The sequence below is a fragment of the Salmonella sp. SAL04196 genome (assembly GCF_046550835.1).
GTDB classification, from domain to species: Bacteria; Pseudomonadota; Gammaproteobacteria; order Enterobacterales; family Enterobacteriaceae; genus Salmonella; species Salmonella enterica.
Genome location: NZ_JBGDXE010000001.1, coordinates 181,315 through 206,690, shown reverse-complemented (window position 1 = coordinate 206,690; position 25,376 = coordinate 181,315). Strand labels below are relative to the sequence as shown.

Annotated in this window: 24 protein-coding genes, 2 pseudogenes and 1 other annotated feature; of the genes and pseudogenes, 13 read left to right on the top strand and 13 right to left on the bottom strand. The window is 53.6% G+C overall.

All coding sequences use genetic code 11. The features are described from left to right. Positions 1 to 7: 7 nt before the first annotated feature. The 9 genes from pduO to pduX all read left to right on the top strand — a co-directional run bounded on the left by pduO (position 8) and on the right by pduX (position 8,408). Complete coding sequence (gene pduO, locus ACLJPE_RS00945; protein ID WP_001029481.1) at positions 8 to 1,018, top strand: two-domain cob(I)yrinic acid a,c-diamide adenosyltransferase PduO; 1,011 nt, start codon at positions 8 to 10, stop codon at positions 1,016 to 1,018. Further along, positions 1,015 to 2,409 (top strand): CoA-acylating propionaldehyde dehydrogenase PduP, encoded by a 1,395-nt coding sequence (gene pduP, locus ACLJPE_RS00940; protein ID WP_001097664.1) that lies wholly within the window; start codon positions 1,015 to 1,017, stop codon positions 2,407 to 2,409. The genes pduO and pduP overlap by 4 nt, the downstream gene beginning before the upstream one ends. Before the next feature lie 11 nt (positions 2,410 to 2,420). Continuing rightward, positions 2,421 to 3,533 (top strand): 1-propanol dehydrogenase PduQ, encoded by a 1,113-nt coding sequence (pduQ, locus tag ACLJPE_RS00935; protein WP_001091452.1) that lies wholly within the window; start codon positions 2,421 to 2,423, stop codon positions 3,531 to 3,533. After that, positions 3,530 to 4,885 carry a cobalamin reductase PduS gene (pduS, locus tag ACLJPE_RS00930; protein ID WP_000102038.1) on the top strand — a complete coding sequence of 452 codons (1,356 nt, stop codon included), beginning with the start codon at positions 3,530 to 3,532 and terminating at the stop codon, positions 4,883 to 4,885. The genes pduQ and pduS overlap by 4 nt, the downstream gene beginning before the upstream one ends. Before the next feature lie 2 nt (positions 4,886 to 4,887). Continuing rightward, positions 4,888 to 5,442 (top strand): propanediol utilization microcompartment protein PduT, encoded by a 555-nt coding sequence (gene pduT / locus ACLJPE_RS00925; protein WP_000075777.1) that lies wholly within the window; start codon positions 4,888 to 4,890, stop codon positions 5,440 to 5,442. Then, positions 5,442 to 5,792 carry a propanediol utilization microcompartment protein PduU gene (pduU, locus tag ACLJPE_RS00920; RefSeq protein ID WP_000441100.1) on the top strand — a complete coding sequence of 117 codons (351 nt, stop codon included), beginning with the start codon at positions 5,442 to 5,444 and terminating at the stop codon, positions 5,790 to 5,792. The genes pduT and pduU overlap by 1 nt, the downstream gene beginning before the upstream one ends. 4 nt (positions 5,793 to 5,796) lie before the next feature. Next, positions 5,797 to 6,249: a propanediol utilization protein PduV gene (pduV, locus tag ACLJPE_RS00915; RefSeq protein ID WP_000826270.1), complete on the top strand. Its 453-nt coding sequence runs from the start codon at positions 5,797 to 5,799 to the stop codon at positions 6,247 to 6,249. Next, entirely contained in the window at positions 6,234 to 7,448 is a 1,215-nt protein-coding gene (pduW, locus tag ACLJPE_RS00910; protein WP_000120645.1) for a propanediol utilization propionate kinase PduW, read from the top strand. Before pduV ends, pduW begins: the two co-directional genes overlap by 16 nt. 93 nt (positions 7,449 to 7,541) lie before the next feature. Next, positions 7,542 to 8,408 carry an L-threonine kinase PduX gene (pduX, locus tag ACLJPE_RS00905; RefSeq protein ID WP_001518728.1) on the top strand — a complete coding sequence of 289 codons (867 nt, stop codon included), beginning with the start codon at positions 7,542 to 7,544 and terminating at the stop codon, positions 8,406 to 8,408. Positions 8,409 to 8,441: 33 nt separating this feature from the next. Here the strand turns inward: pduX and ACLJPE_RS00900 are convergent, their stop codons facing one another. From ACLJPE_RS00900 to ACLJPE_RS00865, 8 genes and pseudogenes are all read right to left on the bottom strand, one after another. Beyond that, entirely contained in the window at positions 8,442 to 8,777 is a 336-nt protein-coding gene (locus tag ACLJPE_RS00900; RefSeq protein ID WP_000450405.1) for a DUF496 family protein, read from the bottom strand. 244 nt (positions 8,778 to 9,021) lie between these two features. Next, complete coding sequence (locus ACLJPE_RS00895; protein WP_001200855.1) at positions 9,022 to 10,080, bottom strand: FUSC family protein; 1,059 nt, start codon at positions 10,078 to 10,080, stop codon at positions 9,022 to 9,024. 118 nt (positions 10,081 to 10,198) lie between these two features. After that, a complete protein-coding gene (gene sbmC / locus ACLJPE_RS00890; RefSeq protein WP_000384326.1) occupies positions 10,199 to 10,666 on the bottom strand; it encodes a DNA gyrase inhibitor SbmC in 468 nt (155 codons plus the stop codon). 150 nt (positions 10,667 to 10,816) lie between these two features. Further along, the gene (gene dacD, locus ACLJPE_RS00885; RefSeq protein ID WP_000925050.1) at positions 10,817 to 11,989 is read right to left on the bottom strand and encodes a serine-type D-Ala-D-Ala carboxypeptidase DacD; all 1,173 of its coding nucleotides are present in this window, start codon (positions 11,987 to 11,989) and stop codon (positions 10,817 to 10,819) included. 123 nt (positions 11,990 to 12,112) lie between these two features. Beyond that, positions 12,113 to 12,877: a thiosulfate reductase cytochrome B subunit gene (gene phsC / locus ACLJPE_RS00880; protein WP_001092553.1), complete on the bottom strand. Its 765-nt coding sequence runs from the start codon at positions 12,875 to 12,877 to the stop codon at positions 12,113 to 12,115. Then, positions 12,874 to 13,452: a thiosulfate reductase electron transport protein PhsB gene (gene phsB / locus ACLJPE_RS00875; protein WP_001016236.1), complete on the bottom strand. Its 579-nt coding sequence runs from the start codon at positions 13,450 to 13,452 to the stop codon at positions 12,874 to 12,876. The genes phsC and phsB overlap by 4 nt, the downstream gene beginning before the upstream one ends. A gap of 14 nt (positions 13,453 to 13,466) precedes the next feature. Next, the gene (phsA, locus tag ACLJPE_RS00870) at positions 13,467 to 15,743 is read right to left on the bottom strand and encodes a thiosulfate reductase PhsA (RefSeq protein ID WP_023233214.1); all 2,277 of its coding nucleotides are present in this window, start codon (positions 15,741 to 15,743) and stop codon (positions 13,467 to 13,469) included. A gap of 259 nt (positions 15,744 to 16,002) precedes the next feature. Next, a pseudogene (locus ACLJPE_RS00865) lies at positions 16,003 to 16,096 on the bottom strand (heavy metal-binding domain-containing protein); the annotation flags it as partial. A gap of 267 nt (positions 16,097 to 16,363) precedes the next feature. Here ACLJPE_RS00865 and sopA point away from each other — a divergent pair. Then, complete coding sequence (gene sopA / locus ACLJPE_RS00860; RefSeq protein ID WP_031602127.1) at positions 16,364 to 18,712, top strand: SPI-1 type III secretion system effector HECT-type E3 ubiquitin transferase SopA; 2,349 nt, start codon at positions 16,364 to 16,366, stop codon at positions 18,710 to 18,712. Positions 18,713 to 18,841: 129 nt separating this feature from the next. Here sopA and ACLJPE_RS00855 read toward each other — a convergent pair. Next, positions 18,842 to 18,919: pseudogene (locus ACLJPE_RS00855) on the bottom strand (hypothetical protein); the annotation flags it as partial. Positions 18,920 to 19,054: 135 nt separating this feature from the next. On the opposite strand from ACLJPE_RS00855, the gene sbcB reads away from it, so the two are divergent. After that, on the top strand, positions 19,055 to 20,485 hold the full coding sequence (sbcB, locus tag ACLJPE_RS00850) for an exodeoxyribonuclease I (protein ID WP_023233211.1): 1,431 nt from the start codon (positions 19,055 to 19,057) through the stop codon (positions 20,483 to 20,485). A gap of 135 nt (positions 20,486 to 20,620) precedes the next feature. On the opposite strand, the gene plaP is transcribed toward sbcB, so the two are convergent. From plaP to ACLJPE_RS00830, 4 genes are all read right to left on the bottom strand, one after another. After that, positions 20,621 to 21,979 (bottom strand): putrescine/proton symporter PlaP, encoded by a 1,359-nt coding sequence (plaP, locus tag ACLJPE_RS00845; protein WP_001519005.1) that lies wholly within the window; start codon positions 21,977 to 21,979, stop codon positions 20,621 to 20,623. After that, a complete protein-coding gene (gene yoeI, locus ACLJPE_RS00840; RefSeq protein ID WP_096335044.1) occupies positions 21,969 to 22,031 on the bottom strand; it encodes a membrane protein YoeI in 63 nt (20 codons plus the stop codon). The genes plaP and yoeI overlap by 11 nt, the downstream gene beginning before the upstream one ends. Before the next feature lie 233 nt (positions 22,032 to 22,264). Next, the gene (locus ACLJPE_RS00835) at positions 22,265 to 23,179 is read right to left on the bottom strand and encodes a LysR family transcriptional regulator (RefSeq protein WP_023233210.1); all 915 of its coding nucleotides are present in this window, start codon (positions 23,177 to 23,179) and stop codon (positions 22,265 to 22,267) included. Between the two features lie 45 nt (positions 23,180 to 23,224). Beyond that, a complete protein-coding gene (locus tag ACLJPE_RS00830) occupies positions 23,225 to 24,049 on the bottom strand; it encodes an SDR family oxidoreductase (protein WP_000754712.1) in 825 nt (274 codons plus the stop codon). A gap of 162 nt (positions 24,050 to 24,211) precedes the next feature. On the opposite strand from ACLJPE_RS00830, the gene hisL reads away from it, so the two are divergent. Further along, a complete protein-coding gene (hisL, locus tag ACLJPE_RS00825; protein WP_001364200.1) occupies positions 24,212 to 24,262 on the top strand; it encodes a his operon leader peptide in 51 nt (16 codons plus the stop codon). Beyond that, positions 24,238 to 24,361, top strand: a sequence feature (His leader region). It overlaps the preceding gene by 25 nt. 46 nt (positions 24,362 to 24,407) lie before the next feature. After that, the gene (hisG, locus tag ACLJPE_RS00820; protein ID WP_000886599.1) at positions 24,408 to 25,307 is read left to right on the top strand and encodes an ATP phosphoribosyltransferase; all 900 of its coding nucleotides are present in this window, start codon (positions 24,408 to 24,410) and stop codon (positions 25,305 to 25,307) included. Positions 25,308 to 25,376 lie beyond the last annotated feature (69 nt).

Below are 25,376 nucleotides of genomic sequence, written 5' to 3'. Positions count from 1 at the left end.
GGCGGTTATGGCGATTTATACCCGAACAGGTGACGCTGGCACCACATCACTGTTTACCGGCCAGCGGGTGAGCAAAACCCACCCGCGGGTTGAAGCCTACGGCACGCTGGATGAGCTGAACGCCGCGCTGAGCCTGTGCGCCTGCGCCGCTGCGGATGAAAATCACCGCACCTTACTCGAGGCCATCCAGCAGCAACTTTTTTGGTTTAGCGCAGAGCTGGCCAGCGACAGCGAGCACCCGTCGCCCAAACAGCGCTACATCAGCAGCGAAGAGATTTCGGCCCTGGAAGCCGCTATCGATCGGGCAATGGCCCGCGTCGAACCGCTGCACAGCTTTATTTTACCCGGACGCTGCGAAGCCGCGAGCCGATTACATTTTGCCCGCACGCTGGCGCGCCGCGCCGAACGCCGGCTGGTTGAGCTGGCGGCGGAAGTCAACGTACGTCAGGTGCTGATGCGCTATATCAACCGCTTATCGGACTGCCTGTACGCCCTGGCCCGCGCGGAAGATAGCGATGCGCACCAGGCCAACATCATCCGTGAAGTTAGCAAGCGCTATCTGGCTGCCTGCCAGCCGCCCCACAGCAAGGAGACGACGCCAGTGGCCCTCTCATTCCACGATCTGCACCAGCTCACCCGCGCCGCCGTTGAACGCGCGCAGCAACTGCAGGTTCCGGTAGTCGTCAGCATCGTTGACGCGCACGGCACGGAAACTGTGACCTGGCGGATGCCGGACGCCCTGCTGGTCAGCAGCGAGCTGGCGCCGAAAAAGGCCTGGACCGCAGTGGCGATGAAAACGGCGACCCATGAGCTGAGCGATATCGTTCAGCCGGGCGCCGCGCTTTACGGTCTGGAAAGTCATTTACAGGGAAAAGTGGTCACCTTTGGCGGCGGTTACGCCCTGTGGCGCGACGGCATATTAATTGGGGGTCTTGGCATCAGCGGCGGCAGCGTTGAGCAGGACATGGACATAGCACAGACCGCCATCGCGGCTATTAACGTGGGAACACATCAATGAATACTTCTGAACTCGAAACCCTGATTCGCACCATTCTTAGCGAGCAATTAACCACGCCAGCGCAAACACCGGCCCAGCCTCAGGGCAAAGGGATTTTCCAGTCCGTGAGCGAGGCCATCGATGCCGCGCATCAGGCGTTCTTACGTTATCAGCAGTGTCCGCTGAAAACCCGCAGCGCTATCATCAGCGCGATGCGTCAGGAACTGACGCCGCTGCTGGCTGCTCTGGCAGAGGAGAGCGCCAATGAAACGGGAATGGGCAACAAAGAAGATAAATTCCTCAAAAACAAGGCTGCGCTGGACAACACGCCGGGCGTAGAAGATCTCACCACCACCGCGCTGACCGGTGACGGCGGCATGGTACTCTTTGAATACTCGCCGTTTGGCGTCATCGGTTCAGTCGCCCCAAGCACCAACCCGACGGAAACCATCATCAATAACAGCATCAGCATGTTGGCGGCGGGCAACAGTATCTACTTTAGCCCGCATCCGGGCGCGAAAAAGGTCTCTCTGAAGCTGATTAGCCTGATTGAAGAGATTGCCTTCCGCTGCTGCGGCATCCGCAATCTGGTGGTGACTGTAGCTGAACCCACCTTCGAAGCGACCCAGCAGATGATGGCCCACCTGCGAATCGCGGTACTGGCTATTACCGGCGGCCCCGGCATTGTGGCAATGGGCATGAAGAGCGGTAAGAAGGTGATTGGCGCTGGCGCGGGTAACCCGCCCTGCATCGTCGATGAAACAGCGGACCTGGTGAAAGCGGCGGAAGATATCATCAACGGCGCTTCATTCGATTACAACCTGCCCTGCATTGCCGAGAAGAGCCTGATCGTAGTGGAGAGCGTCGCCGAACGTCTGGTGCAGCAAATGCAAACCTTCGGTGCGCTGCTGCTAAGCCCTGCCGATACCGACAAACTCCGCGCCGTCTGCCTGCCTGAAGGCCAGGCGAATAAAAAACTGGTCGGCAAGAGCCCATCGGCCATGCTGGAAGCCGCCGGGATCGCTGTCCCTGCAAAAGCGCCGCGTCTGCTGATTGCCGTTGTCAACGCCGACGATCCGTGGGTCACCAGCGAACAGCTGATGCCGATGCTGCCGGTGGTAAAAGTCAGCGATTTCGATAGCGCGCTGGCGCTGGCCCTGAAGGTTGAAGAGGGGCTGCATCATACCGCCATTATGCACTCGCAGAACGTGTCGCGCCTGAACCTCGCGGCCCGCACGCTGCAAACCTCGATATTCGTCAAAAACGGCCCCTCTTATGCCGGGATCGGCGTCGGCGGCGAAGGCTTTACCACCTTTACTATTGCCACGCCAACCGGTGAAGGGACCACGTCAGCGCGTACTTTTGCCCGCTCCCGGCGCTGCGTACTGACCAACGGCTTTTCTATTCGCTAACCGAGGTCGCGATGAATACCTTCTCACTACAAACGCGGTTGTACAGCGGTCAGGGCAGCCTGGCGGTGCTCAAGCGCTTTACCAATAAGCACATCTGGATAATCTGCGATGGCTTTCTGGCTCGCTCTCCGCTGCTGGATACCCTGCGTAACGCGCTGCCCGCAGATAACCGCATCAGCGTCTTTAGCGAGATAACGCCGGACCCCACCATCCACACAGTGGTTCAGGGCATTGCGCAAATGCAGGCTCTGCAACCGCAGGTGGTGATCGGTTTTGGCGGCGGCTCGGCAATGGACGCGGCGAAAGCGATTGTCTGGTTTAGCCAGCAGAGCGGGATCAACATCGAAACCTGCGTGGCGATCCCGACCACCAGCGGCACCGGTTCGGAAGTGACCAGCGCCTGCGTAATTAGCGACCCGGATAAAGGCATCAAGTACCCGCTGTTCAACAATGCGCTGTATCCGGATATGGCGATCCTCGACCCGGAGCTGGTGGTCAGCGTACCGCCGCAGATTACCGCCAACACCGGCATGGACGTGCTGACCCACGCCCTGGAGGCCTGGGTGTCACCACACGCCAGCGACTTTACCGACGCGCTAGCGGAAAAGGCTGCCAAACTGGTGTTCCAGTATCTGCCCACGGCGGTGGAAAAAGGCGACTGCGTGGCGACGCGCGGGAAAATGCACAATGCCTCAACGCTCGCCGGGATGGCCTTCAGCCAGGCGGGGCTGGGGCTTAACCACGCGATAGCCCACCAGCTTGGCGGACAGTTTCATCTGCCGCACGGGCTGGCCAATGCGCTGCTGCTCACGGCGGTGATCCGTTTTAACGCCGGAGTTCCACGCGCCGCCAAACGCTACGCGCGGATGGCCAAAGCCTGCGGTTTTTGCCCGGCAGAAGCCAATGATATCGCGGCAATCAATGCGCTGATTCAGCAAATCGAACTGCTTAAGCAACGCTGCGCCCTTCCCTCACTGGCCGTTGCGCTTAAAGAAGGAAGATCCGACTTTTCCGCACGCATTCCGGCGATGGTGCAGGCTGCGCTGGCTGACGTTACGCTGCGCACTAACCCGCGCCCGGCCAATGCCGAGGAAATTCGTGAACTGCTGGAGGAACTGCTATGAGTACCGCCGTCAACGTCGTTGAAATGTCTTATAGCGCTGATGAAATTCGCGAGCGCGTCCGCGCAGCGGGCGTTGTCGGCGCGGGCGGCGCAGGTTTTCCCGCTCACGTCAAACTACAGGCGCAGGTAGAGATTTTTCTGGTGAACGCCGCCGAGTGTGAACCGATGCTCAAAGTTGACCAGCAACTGATGTGGCAGCAGGCCGCGCGTCTTGTTCGCGGCGTGCAGTACGCGATGACGGCAACCGGCGCGCGCGAAGGGGTGATAGCCCTGAAAGAAAAATACCGCCGGGCCATCGACGCGCTCACCCCGCAGCTGCCAGCCGGTATCCGCCTGCATATCCTGCCGGATGTTTATCCTGCGGGCGATGAGGTGCTGACTATCTGGATGGCAACCGGCCGCCGGGTCGCCCCGGCTGCGCTACCGGCCAGCGTCGGCGTGGTCGTCAATAACGTGCAAACGGTGCTGAATATTGCCCGGGCGGTCGAGCAGCAGTTTCCGGTCACTCGTCGCACGTTGACCGTAAACGGCGCGGTCGCCAGACCGTTGACCGTTACCGTTCCTGTCGGCATGTCACTGCATGAAGTGCTGGCGCTGGCGGGCGGCGCAACGGTCGACGACCCTGGTTTTATTAACGGCGGCCCGATGATGGGTGGCCTGATTACCTCTCTTGATAACCCGGTGACGAAAACTACCGGCGGCCTGCTGGTGCTCCCCAAAAGCCATCCGCTTATCCAGCGGAGAATGCAGGACGAGCGCACGGTGCTTTCCGTCGCGCGCACCGTCTGCGAGCAGTGCCGACTGTGTACCGATCTCTGCCCACGGCATCTGATCGGCCACGAACTCTCCCCGCACCTGCTGGTGCGGGCGTTGAACTTTCACCAGGCCGCCACGCCGCAGCTGCTGCTGAGCGCCCTTACCTGCTCGGAATGCAACGTTTGCGAAAGCGTGGCCTGCCCGGTGGGGATCTCGCCGATGCGCATCAACCGCATGTTAAAACGCGAGCTGCGGGCGCAAAACCAGCGCTACGTAGGGCCGCTGAACCCGGCCGACGAGATGGCGAAATATCGCCTGGTGCCGGTGAAGCGGCTGATCGCCAAACTGGGACTAAGTCCCTGGTACCAGGAGGCACCGCTGGTGGAAGAAGAGCCGTCAGTAGAAAAAGTCACTTTGCAGCTGCGCCAGCATATTGGTGCCAGCGCAGTACCGACTGTTGCCGTCGGCGAGCGCGTGACGCGCGGACAGTGCGTTGCCGATGTCCCGCCTGGCGCGCTCGGCACCCCCATTCACGCCAGCATCGACGGCATTGTTTCGGCCATCAGCGAACAGGCCATCACGGTTGTAAGAGGTTAACCATGTCTCAGGCTATAGGAATTTTAGAACTCACCAGCATCGCCAAAGGGATGGAACTCGGCGATGCGATGCTGAAAAGCGCCAACGTTAATCTGCTGGTCAGTAAAACCATCTGTCCGGGGAAGTTTTTGCTGATGCTCGGCGGCGATATCGGCGCTATCCAGCAGGCCATTGAAACCGGTACGTCCCAGGCCGGCGAAATGCTCGTCGACAGCCTGGTGCTGGCAAATATTCATCCCAGCGTACTTCCGGCCATCAGCGGCCTGAACAGCGTCGATAAGCGCCAGGCGGTAGGTATCGTCGAAACCTGGAGCGTAGCGGCCTGCATTAGCGCCGCAGACCGGGCGGTGAAAGGCTCAAACGTCACCCTGGTGCGGGTGCATATGGCCTTCGGCATCGGCGGTAAATGCTACATGGTGGTGGCGGGCGACGTTTCTGATGTCAACAACGCCGTGACGGTTGCCAGCGAAAGCGCGGGCGAAAAAGGGTTGCTGGTTTACCGCTCGGTGATCCCGCGCCCGCATGAAGCCATGTGGCGACAGATGGTGGAGGGATAATGGAAAGACAGCCAACAACGGATCGCATGATTCAGGAGTACGTTCCCGGGAAACAGGTCACCCTCGCGCACCTGATTGCCAATCCGGGGAAAGATCTCTTTAAGAAGCTGGGCCTGCCGGATGCGGTTTCCGCGATTGGCATCCTTACCATCACGCCGAGCGAAGCATCGATTATCGCCTGCGATATCGCCACTAAATCCGGCGCGGTGGAAATTGGTTTTCTCGATCGCTTTACCGGTGCCGTAGTGCTGACCGGCGACGTTTCCGCCGTCGAGTATGCCCTCAAGCAGGTAACGCGCACGCTGGGCGAAATGATGCAGTTCACCACCTGTTCGATCACCCGGACGTAACGTCATGAAGCGTTTGATGTTTATCGGCCCCAGCCAATGCGGGAAAACCTCGCTGACCCAAAGCCTGCGCGGCGAAGCGCTCCATTATAAGAAAACTCAGGCCATTGAATGGTCTCCGATGGCTATCGATACGCCGGGCGAATATCTGGAGAACCGCTGCCTGTATAGCGCCCTGCTAACCAGCGCCTGCGAGGCCGACGTCATCGCGCTGGTGCTGAATGCCGACGCCCAGTGGTCGCCCTTTTCTCCGGGTTTTACCGCCCCGATGAACCGCCCGACGATTGGCCTTGTCACCAAAGCCGATCTCGCTGACCCGCAGCGTATTTCGCTTATCGCACAATGGCTTACGCAGGCTGGCGCCCGGCAGATTTTTATTACCAGCGCGCTGAATAACTCGGGTCTCGACGCCGTGCTGGATTTTCTGAATTCGAAGGAACCTTTATGTCTTACAAAATAATGGCCATTAACGCCGGCAGCTCATCGTTAAAATTCCAGCTGCTGGAGATGCCGCAGGGCGACATGCTCTGCCAGGGGCTGATTGAGCGTATCGGTATGGCGGATGCGCAGGTGACAATTAAGACGCACAGCCAAAAATGGCAGGAAACCGTCCCCGTTGCCGATCATCGCGATGCGGTAACGCTGCTTCTGGAAAAGCTGCTGGGTTATCAAATCATTAACAGTCTGCGGGACATTGACGGGGTGGGCCATCGAGTGGCGCACGGCGGTGAGTTTTTTAAAGACTCGACGCTGGTCACGGATGAAACGTTAGCGCAAATCGAACGTCTTGCCGAACTGGCTCCGCTTCACAACCCGGTAAACGCGTTGGGTATTCACGTTTTTCGTCAACTGTTGCCTGATGCCCCTTCCGTAGCCGTGTTTGATACGGCATTTCACCAGACGCTGGATGAACCCGCCTATATTTACCCGCTTCCCTGGCATTATTACGCTGAACTGGGGATTCGCCGTTATGGCTTTCATGGCACCAGCCATAAGTATGTCAGCGGCGTTCTGGCTGAAAAGCTGGGCGTACCACTCAGCGCATTACGGGTGATTTGTTGTCATCTTGGAAACGGTAGCAGCATTTGCGCTATCAAGAACGGGCGTTCGGTCAATACGTCGATGGGCTTTACGCCGCAGTCAGGCGTGATGATGGGCACTCGTAGCGGAGATATTGATCCCTCTATTCTGCCGTGGATAGCCCAGCGCGAAAACAAAACGCCGCAACAGTTGAATCAGTTATTAAATAATGAGTCAGGCTTGCTGGGCGTTTCTGGCGTGTCGTCTGATTACCGCGATGTCGAACAGGCAGCCAATACCGGTAACCGGCAGGCTAAACTCGCTCTCACTCTGTTTGCCGAACGCATTCGCGCCACCATCGGCAGCTATATTATGCAAATGGGAGGACTGGATGCGCTGGTATTCACTGGGGGCATTGGCGAGAACTCAGCGCGCGCCAGATCGGCGGTGTGCCATAATTTGCAATTTTTGGGCTTAGCCGTTGATGAAGAGAAAAATCAACGTAATGCGACATTTATCCAGACGGAGAACGCCCTGGTGAAAGTCGCCGTCATCAACACCAACGAAGAGTTAATGATCGCACAAGACGTTATGCGCATTGCGCTACCGGCCACGGAAGGGCTTTGTGTACCAGCCTGAGAGGGTTATACGACGCATTGCGGCAAGTCATGGTAATAACGCTTTTACCATGACACTATGCGCGCACACTATTTGTACCTGAAAGGTGATAACGTGGCTGTTGCGCAATGCCCCGCCTCATGCGGGGAACTTATCCAGGGATGGATTCTGGGCAGTGAGAAACTGGTCTCCTGCCCTGTTGACTGGTACAGCACCGTAGCAGTCACGGCTGCGCCGCCGCTGGTAAACGAGCGTCCATTGTCGCGGGCGATGGTGGAGCGCGTTTTGGCGCACTGGCAGTATCCTGCGCACTGGAGTAACGAGATTCGCGTCGATGTGCGTTCGTCAATTCCCGTTGCCAAAGGCATGGCCAGCAGTACCGCAGATATCGCCGCTACGGCGGTGGCAACGGCGCATCATCTTGGCCATTCGCTGGATGAAACCACCCTTGCACAGCTTTGCGTCTCAATCGAACCCACTGATAGCACCGTTTTTCATCAGTTAACGCTGTTTGATCATAATAATGCAGCCACGCAAATCGCCTGCGAGCCACCGCCGCCAATCGATTTGCTGGTACTGGAAAGCCCGGTCACACTGCGCACGCAAGATTACCACCGTCTCCCTCGCCAGCAGAAATTAATAGCAAGTTCAGCAACCTTGCAGCAGGCCTGGAATCTGGTGCAGGAAGCCTGTATAACGCAAAATCCGCTCCGACTGGGTGAGGCGGCTACGCTTAGCGCAATCGCCAGCCAGACGCTGTTACCTAAGCCGGGCTTTACCGCCCTGCTGTCGCTGGTCGAAGAGTGTGATTTATACGGATTGAACGTGGCGCATAGCGGTAGCGTGGTGGGTCTGATGCTGGACCGGAAACGTCATGATATTGCGCGTCTGAAAGGTAAGCTGGCAGAGAAAAAACTTACCCGACACTGGCCAAAACAACATTTACTCAAGATGGTCACAGGCGGGGTCAAACTGCAGTGAGAGCCTGATATACGCTCCCACTGCCGTAGCGCATTATTCGGCTTTTACATCGGCGTGTTTCATTTCGCCCATCGCTTTCAGCTTTTTGGAAATGTCGCGACGCTCTTTGGAGATTTCGGCATTTTTAATGATGTAGTCATCAACACGATCTTCATAGTCGCTTTTCATACTGGCGATGATACCCTGAATCGCCTCAACGCTCATACCTGGCTTGATGTAGTCGCTCAGGTTGTCCAGCAGCAGCACACGCTTCTGGTTGTCACGGATCTTCTTCTCAATGTCCTGAATTTCACGTTGCAGTTTATTTTTGCGACGGAACAGACGAACAAACTCCAGCACGTCCTGGAAAGAAGGCTTGGTTGTTTCCATTTTTACACCCCTGATAATGTGAGATTCGGATTCGTTAAGCAACTGCTAGTGGATAAACATTACGTTTATCCCCGTCATACTTCAAGCCGCCAGAGGAAACACCGTTACGTCGCCGTCTGGGGAAACCTGAAGGTTCGGAGATAAAATCGTTGCCAGTAGCACTCATTTTATCCTTATATTAGTATCATACTCTTAATCTTTGCTGAATCGAAGCAGCAACAAATTCATTCACCCCATCTGCTTTTTATTTGCGCAAAGCCCGGCAGATCAAATGCGAAAGCAGTTCCAACTGTCGGGCCGTTTCCATACTTAGCCAAACATAGCCGTGGATGGGGGTTTCAGCCACCGCGTCGCCCTGCTGCTCGTTCATTAGCTGCCGCAACTCGGCAGCAATATCATTCAGTTTACCGGTGTTTGCCAGTACCGGCTGCGGGTTGCCTTCAAACAACGCGTGGGCGATCGTTAACAAGGTTTGCTGCGTCATCTGCTGGGTTTCACGCAATGTGTGCGCGTTAAGCATCACAAAATGGCTGGCGCGCGTCGCCCAGTGGGCGTTGATTTGTAATTCAAGCATACAAACCAGATTGCGGTTGATGGTCTGAATGGCCTCGAAAATAGATTTTTGTATCCGGGTTTCTTTACTGGCGGGCGTTATCAGCCCGCGCATTTTGACGACATCGTTCAGCAACCGTTGCAAATGTTTATCCAACCGGGGGCGCTCCAGCAAATTCGGCGACAGCGCTGCCTGATACACCCGATTATACGCCGTGACGCAATGCGCCAGTTGGATGCGCCAGTGCAAAAAGGCGCGCTGGGGCCAGATGCCGGTAAACAACATTGCCAGTAGCGCCCCCAAAATCACATCCCCGCCACGCCATAATGCCGTATTCATATCACCAGCGGGAGCGCCGACAACAACGGCGAGCGTTATGCCTATCAGTAGCGCCTGATACGGTTTTTTCCCTAATGCCAGCCAGCCGCACAAAAACATCGCTATCGCACACCACACCAGCATCAACGGTAAGGAAAAGAGCTCCAGGCGTAGCGCCACCAGCCCTAACGCCGCGCCCAGGATCGTACCGCCTATGCGCTCAAAAGCACGAGGCACTACATTTCCCCAGAATGAGATGGGCCCCATAATCACCACTAACGTGATTAGCGGCCATGTGCCCTCGGGAATAGAAAACAGACGAACCAGCAGAAAGGTAAGAATGAACGCCAGGGCGATACGTATGCCGTGCACGATGCGATAATGACGGTACAACCGTATTTCAAAAGGGCTTAATGACTTATCGGCACGCACGCTTGCGCTCCTTACGGGAATGGCAAAAAATGCATTGTACCTGCTTTATAGCAAAAATAGCGCACTGGCGGACGGAACACATTATCCGTCCGCTCTTTTCAGCCAAGAAACCAGTCGATCACTTCCGCTGTACCGGAATATACATTTCAATATCCCAGTATCCATCTTCCATACCGTTATTCAGATAGGTTTCAAAACAGGGCGCAGAGGCTATCTGATAAGCGCTATCCTGCTCCAGGACGTCAAAAAACCGTTCCCACGGCTTCGCAAAGTCACGGTCTTCCACTCGCGCGACAGCAGTGGCATATTCGCCGCCTTCAATGGCGGTCACGATTACGCCTTCACTATTGTCCGGCAGGATGAAATTCTCTGCCACGGACACCACGGTATCGCAGCGGAGTTTTTCTGCAGGTACGACATCTGGATTGTCGTAATAGACGGCAATCCATTCAACTGGCACGATCCGCTGTCGATCCACCCACGTCATCAGTTGTTCAAAACCCTGCTTCACGGTGTGTTCCCATGGACCGACCATGTGGAAACCGGCTATCTTGCGTTTTTGTTCCTGCCTGATTTCGTAATCCATGCTGCCTCCGTCACTTTACCATACTGTATGAATGTACAGTATAATTACAGCATTTTACGGTCACAAGGACAGCGTGATCATTTTGTGAGCAACCTCGCAATCCCGCCCTTTTGACACCTCAGATGACGGTGAACGGTATGTGACAACGGCTTACGCTTTATGCTGAAAATAGTCGCTCAGACGAGAGAACATACCGCCTTTACCCACCGATTCCAGAGTGACCAGCGGCCACTGAGCGATCAGTTTATCCCGATCGTAGAGCTCTATTTCACCTACCTGTTGATGAGCGGCGATTGGCGCCTCCAGCTCTTTTCTATCCAGCACATATTTTGCTTTGATATGCGGAATTTCCGCTTTAGGCAGCGCCATCCAGAAATCCTGTTCCGTACCCAGCGCAATCTTTTCTTTGTCTCCATACCAGATTCGCTCGCTGCCCACTTTTTTACCGCTGTGCAAAATCTGCACCGTCGCAAAGTTTTGCAGGCCCCACTGCAACAGTTTTCGCGCCTGTTCTTCACGGCCTTTCGAACTTTTCGCTCCCATCACAACAGCGATAAGTCGACGCTGCCCGTCCACCGCCGATGCGATAAGATTATATCCCGCCCCCGATGTGTGTCCGGTTTTAAGCCCATCAATATGCATGGTCTTATCCCACAACAAGCCGTTGCGGTTCTGCTGCGTGATGCCGTTCCAGGTCAGGCTTTTCTCGCTGTACATGTGATAAAATTCAGGTTCGCCGTGAATAATCGCCCGGGAGAGTACGGCCAGATCATACGCGGAGCTATGTTGTCCCGGCGCATCCAGACCGTGGACGGTTTCAAAATGGGTATCCTGCAAATTGAGTTTTTTCACATAGCTGTTCATCATCGCCACAAACTGCGGCTGCCCGCCCGCGATATAATCCGCCAGCGCCACACAGGCATCGTTACCGGAATCCACGATTAAGCCACGGCTTAAATCACGCACCGACACGCGATCCCCTTCTTTTAAAAACATCAACGAGGAGCCGACAAACACCGGATTATCCTTCGCCCAGGCGTCGCGCCCAACGGTGACGATATCGTCAGGGCTGATACGATGACTATCGATGGCGCGATCGACGACGTAGCCCGTCATTAGCTTGGTAAGGCTGGCAGGATTACGTTGCTGGTGTTCATTACCGGCGGTAAGAACCTGTCCCGTAGTGTAATCCATCAACACCCAGGCGCCTGCATCAATGGCTGGCGGTTGGGGAGCAAAACTTACGGCATCGGCCGCAAGCGCAGGAGAAAGGTGCATCGCGAATAAAGAAGCGGCAATAAACAAACGGCGTTTCAACAGCATGTCCTCAGGATGGTCTCTATTTGCCGTTCTTTTTACGGAAGTTCAGTTAAACAAACATGGATAAATTGCAAGAAAATGTGACACAAGGCACATTTTCTTGCTGACTTCATTTTATGGATACGCTCAGACGGCGGACTTATCCCCGCGCGGCGCGGTACGATGACGATGATAGCCGTCAACCATGCTACGGAAAATTTGTCCCGGCGTGTCGCCAAGAGTACACAGATAGAGATGCGCGCAAATAAACAGTAAGCCGATGATAGCAAGCGCCATATGCAGCACCAGCATCACAGGGCCCAGACCCGCAACCTGCGGATAGAGACACAGCAAACCGGTGATGATTAACAGCGGTACCAGCGCGTACATAATCGCCAGATATGCCAGTTGTTGCAGTGGATTGAACTTATTCTGCTCTGTTGCCGCGAACGGATGCGCTTCCCCTTTCATAATGCCAAAAAGGTAAAAACGCGTCTGGCGTATGCAGCGCGTTACCAGTCCGGAAAAATTTACCCGATAGTGACGCCCGTTACCTGTGGTGAGGTTGATCAGCACAAACCCGACCCAGAAAGCCAGTAAGGCAAAACCACACCAGGTATGCACTTGTACCATTAGCGCTACAGGGCCGAGAGAAAAATGACCAAATAAACCGCTTAACAGTAATAAAACAAACAGTAACGCATTTCCCCAATGCCAACGGCGAATCGCCAGCGAGTAGAGATAGTCACGATGCTCTTCGCCGCCCGCCGTTTTTGGCGCCAGCATCCGGCGCAATAACGCATGGATAACCAGCCCAACAAGCATGAGCAGCACCACGACGCCTGCGTAAATTAACCACAGCGGCCAATAATCTGGCGCATAATGTAGTTCCGCTCCCCAGATAGTATTCATGCTTTACCCTCCTGATGGACTTCTTTACGACGGTACAGACTGACCGCGCCGCTACGCGCCTCCTGCTGGCGATAGACCTCTTTCTGACCGACCCAGCGCTGGATCTCGCTCTCATCCAGTCTGCCGAATTTCAGCGCGTCCGTTGGGCAAACGGATACGCACGCCGGAGACTGGCCAGCCGCCAACCGCGTGTCGGCACAGAAGTTACACTTGTCGGCGACACCGGTTTGCGGATTCAAATAGCGCACATGGAAAGGACACGCGGCAACACAATAATCGCAGCCAATACAGCGCGATTTATCCACCTGCACGATCCCGTTTTCATCACGATATGACGCTCCGGTAGGACAAACGCTGACACATGGCGCATTTTCACAGTGCTGACAGGAGACGCGGACAAATTGAAAATGGGTTAGTGCGTTGGATGCCTGTTCAGGGGCGCGAATTTGTACCTGTACGCGGCTAAATCCCTCCGGTACGTCATTAAGCACTTTGCAGGCAACGGTACACGCCTGGCAGCCGATACAACGTTTTTCATCATGCAGCATGACGTACTGATTCGTTAAATGATTCATGGTTCCCTCCTCCCTCATGCCCGGCTCAGCGTCACGCCTGCGGTATGCACTACCGTACCGGATACCGGACTCGTCACGTGCGGCAGTAAATTGCCACAGTGGATACCGTGTGTCGTCGCCGCCGTTTTGGCCCCAGCTTTAGCGCCAAATCCCATATAGACAAAAAGCGTGTCCGGGCGGATTCCGGGCGTCACCAGCGCCTTACCTTTCTCTTTACCCGTAGCATTTTCCAGCCAGATCTCATCTCCGGTCTTAATGCCTTTTTCTTGCGCCGTTTGCGGATGGACCCAGACCGCGTTATCCCACATTAGCTCGCTGAGTAAAGGTACGTACTGCGTCGCGCCATTGGTATGCACAGCCACTTTGCCCTGAATGAAGTAAAGCTCATTCTCTTTTTTAAGCGCAAAGTCACGAACGCGCGGAACGCCGTAGCCTGGGAGCAATTCCTCCAGGGTTGCGGAATAAAGTTCGATTTTGCCGGAGGGCGATTTGAAGCGAAGCTGTTCGCCATAGGTGTTGTCGCTGTCCGTCGCGATAGCGCCGGGGTAACGCGCCGTAAACTGGCGAACGGATTCTGGTTCGCGTAATAGCAGCGGAACGCCCCATTCGAGATACCCTTTCTGTCGGAGTTCCTTCGCTAAGGCATGGTCGCCGTTCAACTGATAGAGTTGGCGCGTCTGCATATCCTGCCACGGATAGTACTGCCCTAATCCCAACAGCTCGCCAAGCTCTTTCCAGATTTGCCAACTCGGACGCGCCTCGCCAATCGGCTCTACGACCTGTTGGCGCAGAGCGTAAGCCGGGTGCAGTCCCGACATATCCGATACCTCTTCGTCCCGTTCGAGATAGGTGCATTCCGGCAGCAGATAGTCGGCATATGCCGCGCTCTCGCTCAAATAGACATCGCAGCTGACCACCAGATCCAGTTGCTCAACGGTTTTTACCAGGTCCGAACGACAGGTGACGGTCTGGAAAGGATTATGCCGCGACATAATCCACGCCTTTATCGGGTAAGGCTTCTGGGTTAACACCGCGTCCATAATGCTTTGCACCACGCCGCCGCCAGCGGCGATATATTTAAACTGCGGTGCGACCAAATCGATTCGTTGCGCCGTCGGTTTCGGCATATTTTTAATGTTGAGTTTCGCCAGCGTTGGCGCGACCTTTTCTCCGGCCAGTTTGTTGTAAACCGACGCGTTTTTTTTCTGATATAGCCCGCCTTCGCGCTCAATATTACCGAGCAGTACATTAAGCGTAAAAATCATACGCCGCATATCGATCTCTTCCTGCGAGAACGTCGCGCGATGACCAGGACTGACAATAGCGTGAGGCGCGCAGGCGGCCAGTTCGCGTGTCACCCGGACAATAACGTCGGCTGGGACATCGGCCTGCGCGGCGGCCCATTCCGGCGTCGTCTCTTTTACCGCCTGTGCTAACTGTTCAAATCCGCTGGTATAACGCTCAACAAAAGACGCATCGTAGAGTTGTTCATCAATCATGACGTGGCACATCGCCAGCAGAACCGCTAAATCCCCCCCGGGACGAATAGCGTGCCACTCATCCGCCTTGCTGGAAAATATCGACAAACGCGGATCGAAGCTCACCATTTTGGCCCCCTTCTCCTGCGCGGTCATTAACTCATGGGTATCGGCAACTTCAATCCCTTCATACAAATTGTGGCCAAACGAAACCAGATAGCGCGTGTTAGCGATATCCATCGCCAGATCGCCGCCCATCATCACTTTTGCCGCAATGGCTTTCCCGGCAGGGCATGTTGAGGCGTGAGTAAAGGTATTAGGCGAACCAAAGGCCGTAGCCAGATGGAAAAGATGGCTGGAGAGCGAGCCCGATTTGGAAGAGAAAGCCACGGTCTCGGGGCCATGCTGCGCTTTGATGGCATTCATTTTCGCCGCGATTTCCTGGTAAGCCTGTTGCCAGCTAATCACCTGCCATTCACCGTCGCCGCGTGGCCCGGTGCGTTTCATAGGTTTTACAATCCGTTGCGGGTCATTGACCAGGCTGACGCCGCTCCCGCCCCTGGCGCATATGCGCGTCCCCTGCTGCGGCGCAGAAGGATTGCCCTGGATAAAAACGGTCTTGTTATTGACTACCTGCGCCTGAATAGGGCAACGAAAGGAACACATTTCGCACAAGCTTGGCGTTAGCGTGGTTTTACCGTTAATGCCGGCAATCGGGTTGCGCGCCAGCGCCCCGGGCGGAAAAGCGCCCAGCGCGCAGGCAGAGCAGCCGATGCCTACCCCCTGCAAAAAAGAACGACGACTAATGCTCATATAACCTCCTGTTATTAGATATAGCTGAAGATTATATTTAATTTGTATTATGAAATGTCGGCTTCAATCACAATTTGAAATAGTTGTTAAAATGAAGATGCCGACACGATAAAACCTTTTGTTTTATAAAAATTTTATATTTTCTGAACACGCACATGGACTGTCATTAAATAATCAGCAGAATTATCAAACAACTCACTGTTAATTATAAAAATGATACAACTCCAATAACACGTAATAATATTTTAAAAAAAACGATTAGTTCCTGAAAAGCGATTTCGCGCGGCTTTTCGCAGTTCTTTCTCATACGCGCCGGACCGTCCGCCGACGATATCCCGAATGCCGGCGAAAAAACGCTGATTGAGCATCAAAGCGGATTTACTTTTGCGCACTTATAGGCTTCGTTACCCGACCCGCTCTCTTATGCATGGATTTTTCCTCAGATACGTCAGCATCCCACAATACGGTGACATGATGGCAGGATGGACACTTTCTGAAAGAAACCTGCCAGATAACATGGTGAATTGTGATCTCCATCGCCATACCGACATATGAAACTTACTTCTAAGGCGTTAAAAATCCAGACCGTTTTTCCATAATGATGTTGATAAGGAATTCTAATGAAAATATCATCAGGCACAATTAATTTTTCTACTATTCCTAACCAGGTTAAAAAATTAATTACCTCTATTCGTGAACATACGAAAAACGGGCTCGCCTCAAAAATAACCAGTGTTAAAAACACGCATACATCTTTAAATGAAAAATTTAAAACAGGAAAGGACTCACCGATTGAGTTCACGTTACCACAAAAAATAAAAGGCTTCTTTCAGCCGAAAGATAAAAACACCTTAAACAAAACATTGATTACTGTTAAAAATATTAAAGATACAAATAATACAGGTAAGAAAAATATTTCAGAAGAAGATGCCTCAAAAATGACTGCAGCATTCATGCGTAAGCATATAGCAAATCAATCACGTGATTATAATTACAGAGTGACAGGTGCGGCCCCGCTCCCCGGTGGAGTCTCTGTATCAGCCAATAACAGGCCAACGGTTTCTGAAGGTAGAACACCACCAGTATCCCCCTCCCTCTCACTTCAGGCTACGTCTTCCCCGTCATCACCTGCCGACTGGGCTAAGAAACTCACGGATGCAGTTTTACGACAGCAAGCCGGAGAACCCCTTACGACCGCAGATCGCGATTTTTCAAACGCAGATTTCCGTAATATTAAATTCAGCAAAATATTGCCCCCCAACTTCATGAAGCGAGACGGCGATATTATCAAGGGGTTCAACTTTTCAAATTCAAAATTTACTTATTCTGATATATCTCATTTACATTTTGACGAATGCCGATTCACTTATTCGACACTGAATGATGTAGTCTGCAGTAATACGAAATTTAGTAATTCAGACATGAATGAAGTGTCTTTACTGTATTCAATTACTACACAACAACAGCCCTCTTTTATTAATACAACCTTAAAAAATACGCTTATACCTCACAAAGCCAACCTCTCCGACGTTATTTTAAATGAACCGGATAATTCATCACCTCCGTCAGTGTCAGGGGGCGGAAATTTTATTCGTCTAGGTGATATCTGGCTGCAAATGCCACTCCTTTGGACTGAGAACGCTGTGGATGGATTTTTAAATCATGAACATAATAATGGTAAAAGTATTCTGATGACCATTAACAACCTGCCCGATAAATACAGACAGGAAAAAGTCCGGGCAATGGAAGATCTGGTAAAGTCATTTCGGAGTGGCCGCTTAACAGAGGCACGTATCCGGCCAGTTGAAAGCTCGCTGGTGAGCGTACTGGCCCACCCCCCCTATACGCAAAGTGCGCTTATCAGCGAGTGGATCAGGCCTGTTCAGGAACGTTTTTTTGCCCACCAGTGCCAGACCTATAATGACGTTCCCCTGCCGGCTCCTGACACATATTATCAGCAGCGCATACTGCCTGTGTTGCTGGATTCGTTTGACAGGAACAGCGCCGCCATGACCACTCACAGCGGACTCTTTAATCAGGTGATTTTACACTGTATGACAGGCGTGGACTGCACTGATGGCATCCGCCAGAAAGCTGCAGCGCTTTATGAACAGTATCTTGCTCACCCGGCGGTGTCTCCCCACATCCATAATGGGCTCTTCGGCAATTATGACGGCAGCCCGGACTGGACAACCCGCGCGGCAGATAATTTCCTGCTGCTTTCCTCCCAAGATTCAGACACGGCGATGATGCTCTCCACTGACACGCTGTTAACAATGCTAAACCCTACTCCTGACACTGCATGGGACAACTTTTACCTGCTGCGAGCCGGAGAGAACGTTTCCACCGCGCAAATCTCTCCGGTAGAGTTATTCCGTCATGACTTTCCGGTGTTTCTCGCCGCATTTAATCAGCAGGCCGTGCAGCGACGCTTTGGGGAACTGATTGATATCATCCTCAGCACTGAAGAGCACGGGGAGCTGAACCAGCAGTTTATTGCCGCCACGAACCAGAAACATTCCACCGTGAAGTTGATTGATGATGCCTCAGTGTCGCGTCTGAACACCATTTTTGACCCCCTGCTTCCTGAAGGCAAACTCAGCCCGGCACACTACCAGCACATCCTCAGTGCTTATCACCTGACTGACGCCACCCCACAGAAGCAGGCGGAAACCCTGTTCTGTCTCAGTACCGCATTCGCACGCTATTCCTCCAGCGCCATTTTCGGCACTGAGCATGACTCTCCGCCGGCCCTGAGAGGCTATGCGGAGGCGCTGATGCAGAAAGCCTGGGAGCTGTCTCCGGCGATCTTCCCGTCCAGCGAACAGTTTACCGACTGGTCCGACCGTTTTCACGGCCTCCATGGCGCCTTTACCTGTACCAGCGTTGTGGCGGATAGTATGCAACGTCATGCCAGAAAATATTTCCCGAGTGTTCTGTCATCCATCCTGCCACTGGCCTGGGCGTAGTCCAGCCTTAACCCGCATGGAATTAAGGGACACAGCGTTGTGTCCCTCTGTAAATAGACCCGTTTTAGTCCATGCATTTTTTGAGATCCCGGCCAGATTGACCCTGGCCTAAATTCCATACAGTACTAAATCGGAATCAGTAATTTCAGATGAACCGGAATATGGTTTACCATAGAGGGAGCGTAGCTTAGTGTCGCTGATGGTCATTTTAGTATTTTGTACTCACCATCGCATGTACGAACATTAGCAACAATATCAATTGGTGTACAAATACAATCCATCAACGACAAAATAAAAGAATAAAATATTTCATATACATATAACATCAGGCGTGTACATCAAGTGACAGTTAAAAACGACAGCATACAGAGCACATTCCTCTTCCACGATTACGAAACCTTCGGTACGCATCCGGCCCTCGACAGACCTGCGCAATTCGCCGCGCTCCGTACGGATAACGACTTCAACGTTATTGGCGAGCCGGAGGTGTTTTATTGCAAACCCGCCGATGATTATCTACCGCAGCCCGGCGCAGTGCTGATTACCGGCATCACGCCGCAGGAAGCGCGTGAGAAAGGAGAAAACGAAGCCGCTTTCGCCAGACGCATTCATGCGCTGTTTACCGTTCCTAAAACCTGCGTTGTGGGCTACAACAATGTGCGCTTTGATGATGAAGTCACGCGCAATATTTTTTATCGCAACTTTTACGATCCCTATGCCTGGAGCTGGCAGCATGATAATTCACGTTGGGATCTATTGGATGTCATGCGCGCCTGTTATGCGCTGCGCCCGGAGGGAATTAACTGGCCGGAAAACGACGACGGCCTGCCCAGCTTTCGTCTGGAACATTTAACCCAGGCGAACGGGATCGAACACAGCAACGCGCATGATGCGATGGCGGATGTCTACGCCACTATTGCGATGGCGCAACTGGTGAAAACACGCCAGCCGCGGCTGTTTGATTATCTTTATAGCCACCGCAGTAAACATAAACTGGCGGCGCTGATTGACGTTCCGCAAATGAAGCCGCTGGTACATGTCTCCGGCATGTTTGGCGCGTGGCGCGGTAATACAAGCTGGGTCGCGCCGCTGGCGTGGCATCCTGAAAACCGTAACGCGGTGATCATGGTCGATTTAGCAGGCGATATTTCTCCTCTTCTTGAGCTGGACAGCGACACCCTTCGCGAGCGGCTTTATACGGCCAAAACCGATCTTGGCGATCACGCCGCAGTGCCGGTAAAGCTGGTGCATATCAATAAATGTCCGGTACTGGCGCAGGCGAATACCTTGCGCCCGGAGGATGCCGACCGGCTGGGAATTAACCGCCAGCACTGCCTGGATAACCTGAAAGTGTTGCGTGAAAACCCGCAGGTCCGCGACAAAGTGGTGGCGATTTTCGCCGAAGCCGAACCTTTTGCCGCCTCGGATAACGTTGATGCCCAGCTCTATGATGGTTTTTTCAGCGATGCCGATCGCGCAGCCATGAAAATCGTACTCGAAACCGAGCCGCGTAACCTGCCCGCGCTGGATATTACCTTTGTCGATAAGCGCATTGAGAAGCTGCTGTTTAATTACCGCGCACGCAATTTTCCCGGTACGCTGGATGACGCAGAGCAGCAGCGCTGGCTGGAGCATCGCCGTCAGGTGCTGACGCCGGAGTTTTTACAACAGTATGCCAACGAATTGCAGATGCTTTCTCAGCAGTATGCGGAAGATAAAACGAAGCTGGGGTTGCTGAAATCACTGTGGCAGTACGCAACTGAGATTGTGTAATTGACCAATGCCTGACGGGCATTGTTAATCCAGAGCGGATAAATAGTGACGCCGCCATCCGGTAAACATGCTGGATGACAAACAAAAAACCGGAGGCACTGCCTCCGGTTTTACTATTGCCGATAATACGCGCGATTACGCGACGTCTTCGTACTGTGGAACCGGGTTGCGGAAGCTTTTAGTTACGCACGCCAGATAAATCAGCCCGATACCCGCCCAGATCAGGCCCAGTACCATTGAGCTCTCTTCCAGGTTAACCCACAACGCACCAACCGTGAGCGCGCCGCACATCGGCAGGAACAGATACTGGAAGTGATCTTTCAACGTTTTATTACGCTTCTCACGGATCCAGAACTGCGAAATCACCGACAGGTTAACAAAGGTAAACGCGACCAGCGCACCAAAGTTAATCAGCGCCGTCGCCATCACCAGGTCAAAATTAATCGCCAGCAGCGCGATCGCCCCGACCAGGATGATGTTCATCGCTGGCGTACGCCATTTCGGATGAACGTAACCGAAGAAGCTTTTCGGGAATACGCCGTCACGCCCCATTACGTACATCAGGCGCGCTACGCCTGCATGCGCCGCCATACCGGAAGCCAGCACGGTGATAGTAGAGAAGATCAGCGCACCAACCTGGAAGGTTTTACCCGCCACGTACAGCATGATTTCCGGCTGAGACGCATCCGGATCTTTAAAGCGAGAGATATCCGGGAAGTACAATTGCAGGAAATAGGTTGCAAAGATGAAGATCAGGCCGCCAATCAGCGCGGTCAGGAAAATCGCACGCGGGATCACGCGTTCAGCATCTTTGGTCTCTTCCGACAGGTTACTGATGCCGTCAAAGCCGGTAAAGGAGAAGCACAGGATCGTCGCTCCCGTAATCATCGGGATAACGTGCGCATCGCCGGACCAGAACGGACGGGTGCTCGCCAGCGTACCGGCGCCTTCGCCTTCAAATACGCCATAAACCACCATGCCCAGAATGACCGCAATCAGCACCACCTGTAGCACTACAATCACGGTGTTGAAGTTAGCGACCGATTTGAGGCTGCGCAGGTTAAAGGCCGTCATAAAGGCCACCAGCGCCACGACAAACACCCATGACGGAATGGAGGGCACCAGCGCTTCAAAATAAATTTTCGCCAACAGAATGTTGATCATCGGCGCGAACAGATAATCGAGCAGAGAAGACCAACCCACCATAAAGCCAACGGTCGGGCTGATGGATTTCTGGGCATAGGTGTACGCCGAACCCGCGGAAGGGTAGCGACGCACCAGTTTCCCGTAGCTCAACGCCGTAAACAGAATCGCGATTAACGCGAATGCATACGCCGTCGGTACGTGACCGTCAGTGAGGCCTGAAACGATACCAAATGTATCGAACAGCGTCATCGGCTGCATATAGGCAAGACCCATCATTACAACCGGAACTAACGTAAGCGTTTTACGTAATTCCACGCGAGAGGTGTTTGGAGTAACGTTATGCGACATGGTCATTCTCCTTTACGGCGAATGCCGTCGCGTAAGCAAAAAATTGCCCCATTTTCTGGATTCCTCAGCGACAACAACTGTCGATTTTTAAGTAAGTATCTATCCGGTACGAAGCCCGGCCTCTTGGTATTGAATGATGTGTTTGAAGCAAAAAAATAACCGACGCGTATTAAAACGTCGGTTAGTGTCATTTTTTGCAAGCGGCGTATTCTGCCCTAAATTGAAGTGAAATGACAAGAGAATGCGAGCGCGTTCAAAAAATTATTTTTCATAAGCGATTGATTTTTAAACCGGCGATTTTGCATACACCCCAACAATAGCATTATTTGCTAAAATTTCATCCCGCCACCAGCCGCTGGCCAGCCCGGCGGTCTGTTCATTCCAGCCAACCCACACCGGTTCATAGACGATTTGCGCCACAACTTTCTTCTCTATAAGCGCGCCGCTTTCCAAAAATCGCTGCGCCAGATAACGCGGTAAATAGCCGCATCCCAGGCCGCTAATTTGCAGCTCCAGCTTGGTTTTAAAATCAAACACGGTAATCGCTTCCTGAGCGTCGAGCAGTTCAGACCCTATTGATCGCGAGGAATGGACGCTATCGCCAACCACAATCGCGCGAAAACGTTTGATCGTCTGGCGGCTAAGCGGTTCCTCTTCATGAACCAGCGGATGATGCGGGGCGACAGCAAACACCAGTTCAAGATCGCCCAGTCTTGCAAAGCCAAAGCCGGTGTCAGGCGGCGGCGCGCGCATGGCGCCAACGATGATATCCGCCCTTCCCTGCGTCAGCGTCTCCCATGAACCGCCGAGAACGCCATTAACAAATTTAAGGCGCGTCACGCTGTGGCGTTGATAAAAAGCGTCGATAAGCGGGGCCAGAAGAGAAAAGGGAAAGGTATCATCCACACCGATGACCAGTTCGTTCTCCCAGCCTTCATGCAGTTTAATCGCCTGCTTTTCCAGCTCGCGAACGGTGTGCAGCACTTCACGGCCTTTTTCCAGTAGCATCTTACCGGTTCGCGTAAATCGCGCGCGATGCCCGCTACGGTCGAGCAGTTGGATATTAAGATCGTTTTCCAGCTTATGAACGGTATAACTGAGGGCGGACGGCGTTTTAAATAATTTTGCCGACGCCGCCGCGAAGCTGCCTTCTTTTTCTAACGCATCAAGAATAACCAGAACGTCCAGCAGTGGTTTCATACTCGTCCCCTTGCGCTATATGGCGACCACCTGCTGGACAGCGACTCACTCCATCGGCATCACCAGCGGATCGGGATATTGATATTCAAATCCCAGCTCATTACAAATCCGGCTACCGTCGATAATCTTCCCTTTGCCGTTGTCCGGTGCGTCACGAAAATGCGGCGGCGCCATTCCCAGCAAACGCGTCATTTGCGGATAAAACACGTTGCGGGCTGGATGCGCCGGCGCACATATATTATAGATGTGCCCTCCTTTTGGTGCCTGTAGCAAGAGGGTAATTGCGCCAACCACGTCTTCAAGATGCACCAGATTGACCCCGTGTTGACCATCCGGCGCGGTTTTTCCAGCAAAGAAACGTCCGGGGTGGCGTCCAGGCCCGACCAACCCCGCCAGCCGCAGAATATCCACTGACGTGCCCGGCAGATTATGCAGCCAATCTTCCAGTTCCTTCAGGGTACGCCCGCTGGCCGTGACCGGATTACGCGGCGTATTCTCTTTCACCACGCCTTGCGCATCGCCGTAAACAGACGTCGAACTGGTAAAAATAATACGCGGGATACGATAAGCCAGCGCGCTGTCGACCAGTTCCTGCATCGCCTGCAGATAAAAATCCTCTCCCGGACCGCTACGGCGCGCGGGCAGTGTTATCACCAGCGCATCGACATCCAGCAGAGCGTCAAGATCGTCCGCCTCACAGACCAGCTCCGGCTCCAGACGCAGCGGATAGCTTTCAATTCCACTCATACGGGCCGCTTCCACCCCGTCAAGGGTGGTTTTGCTGCCGGTAACCTGCCAGCCTCTCGCTGCCAGCGACATTGCCAGCGGCATGCCTAACCAACCTAAACCGACAATTGCGACCTTTTTCATCCATTTTCTCCTGACTTTAACGCCTTATACATAAGGCTACGCCAGCCCGCCGTGACTGACAATTCATACTATAAATGCGAAATGAAAAAAGCGCTTGCTTTAAGGCGTAAAAGTGGTTTAGGTTAAAAGGTATCAAATGAATAAGCATTCATCGGAATTTTTATGACACGCGTTCAATTTAAACACCACCATCATCACCATCATCCTGACTAGTCTTTCAGGCGATGTGTGCTGGAAGACATTCAGATCTTCCAGTGGTGCATGAACGCATGAGAAAGCCCCCGGAAGATCATCTTCCGGGGGCTTTTTTTTGGCGCGCGATACAGACCGGTTCAGACAGGATAAAGAGGAACGCAGAATGTTAGACAACACCCGCTTACGCATAGCTATTCAGAAATCAGGCCGTTTAAGCGATGATTCACGAGAATTGCTGGCCCGCTGCGGCATAAAAATTAATTTACACACTCAGCGCCTGATTGCGATGGCGGAAAACATGCCGATTGATATCCTGCGCGTGCGTGATGATGACATTCCGGGTCTGGTGATGGATGGCGTGGTCGATCTCGGCATTATCGGCGAGAACGTGCTGGAAGAAGAGCTACTCAACCGCCGCGCGCAGGGCGAAGATCCGCGCTATTTTACCCTGCGCCGTCTTGACTTCGGCGGCTGCCGTTTATCGCTGGCAACGCCGGTTGACGAAGCCTGGGACGGCCCGGCCGCGCTGGACGGTAAACGTATCGCTACCTCTTATCCGCACCTCCTCAAACGCTACCTCGACCAGAAAGGCGTCTCTTTTAAATCGTGTCTGTTAAATGGTTCTGTCGAAGTCGCGCCGCGCGCGGGGCTGGCCGACGCTATCTGCGATTTGGTCTCTACCGGCGCGACGCTTGAAGCTAACGGCCTGCGTGAAGTCGAAGTTATCTACCGCTCTAAAGCCTGTCTGATTCAGCGCGACGGTGAGATGGCACAGAGCAAGCAAGAGCTGATCGATAAATTGCTGACCCGTATTCAGGGCGTGATTCAGGCGCGCGAATCGAAATACATCATGATGCACGCGCCAAGTGAACGCCTGGAAGAGGTTATCGCCCTGCTGCCAGGCGCCGAAAGGCCGACAATTCTGCCGCTGGCGGGCGAGCAACAGCGCGTGGCGATGCACATGGTCAGCAGCGAAACGCTGTTCTGGGAAACCATGGAGAAACTGAAAGCGCTTGGCGCCAGCTCGATTCTGGTACTGCCGATCGAGAAGATGATGGAGTGATCTGACGCCTGATGGCGCTGCGCTTATCAGGCCTACGTAATGCGTTGATATTTTGGGTTCAGTAGGCCG

Bases quoted from the DNA above. Each gene is read 5' to 3' on its own strand.
- pduO (WP_001029481.1), top strand. From the start codon at position 8: ATGGCGATTTATACCCGAACAGGTGACGCTGGCACCACATCACTGTTT.
- pduP (WP_001097664.1), top strand. From the start codon at position 1,015: ATGAATACTTCTGAACTCGAAACCCTGATTCGCACCATTCTTAGCGAG.
- pduQ (WP_001091452.1), top strand. From the start codon at position 2,421: ATGAATACCTTCTCACTACAAACGCGGTTGTACAGCGGTCAGGGCAGC.
- pduS (WP_000102038.1), top strand. From the start codon at position 3,530: ATGAGTACCGCCGTCAACGTCGTTGAAATGTCTTATAGCGCTGATGAA.
- pduT (WP_000075777.1), top strand. From the start codon at position 4,888: ATGTCTCAGGCTATAGGAATTTTAGAACTCACCAGCATCGCCAAAGGG.
- pduU (WP_000441100.1), top strand. From the start codon at position 5,442: ATGGAAAGACAGCCAACAACGGATCGCATGATTCAGGAGTACGTTCCC.
- pduV (WP_000826270.1), top strand. From the start codon at position 5,797: ATGAAGCGTTTGATGTTTATCGGCCCCAGCCAATGCGGGAAAACCTCG.
- pduW (WP_000120645.1), top strand. From the start codon at position 6,234: ATGTCTTACAAAATAATGGCCATTAACGCCGGCAGCTCATCGTTAAAA.
- ACLJPE_RS00900 (WP_000450405.1), bottom strand. From the start codon at position 8,777: ATGGAAACAACCAAGCCTTCTTTCCAGGACGTGCTGGAGTTTGTTCGT.
- sbmC (WP_000384326.1), bottom strand. From the start codon at position 10,666: ATGGATTACGAAATCAGGCAGGAACAAAAACGCAAGATAGCCGGTTTC.
- dacD (WP_000925050.1), bottom strand. From the start codon at position 11,989: ATGCTGTTGAAACGCCGTTTGTTTATTGCCGCTTCTTTATTCGCGATG.
- phsC (WP_001092553.1), bottom strand. From the start codon at position 12,877: ATGAATACTATCTGGGGAGCGGAACTACATTATGCGCCAGATTATTGG.
- phsB (WP_001016236.1), bottom strand. From the start codon at position 13,452: ATGAATCATTTAACGAATCAGTACGTCATGCTGCATGATGAAAAACGT.
- phsA (WP_023233214.1), bottom strand. From the start codon at position 15,743: ATGAGCATTAGTCGTCGTTCTTTTTTGCAGGGGGTAGGCATCGGCTGC.
- sopA (WP_031602127.1), top strand. From the start codon at position 16,364: ATGAAAATATCATCAGGCACAATTAATTTTTCTACTATTCCTAACCAG.
- plaP (WP_001519005.1), bottom strand. From the start codon at position 21,979: ATGTCGCATAACGTTACTCCAAACACCTCTCGCGTGGAATTACGTAAA.
- ACLJPE_RS00835 (WP_023233210.1), bottom strand. From the start codon at position 23,179: ATGAAACCACTGCTGGACGTTCTGGTTATTCTTGATGCGTTAGAAAAA.
- ACLJPE_RS00830 (WP_000754712.1), bottom strand. From the start codon at position 24,049: ATGAAAAAGGTCGCAATTGTCGGTTTAGGTTGGTTAGGCATGCCGCTG.
- hisG (WP_000886599.1), top strand. From the start codon at position 24,408: ATGTTAGACAACACCCGCTTACGCATAGCTATTCAGAAATCAGGCCGT.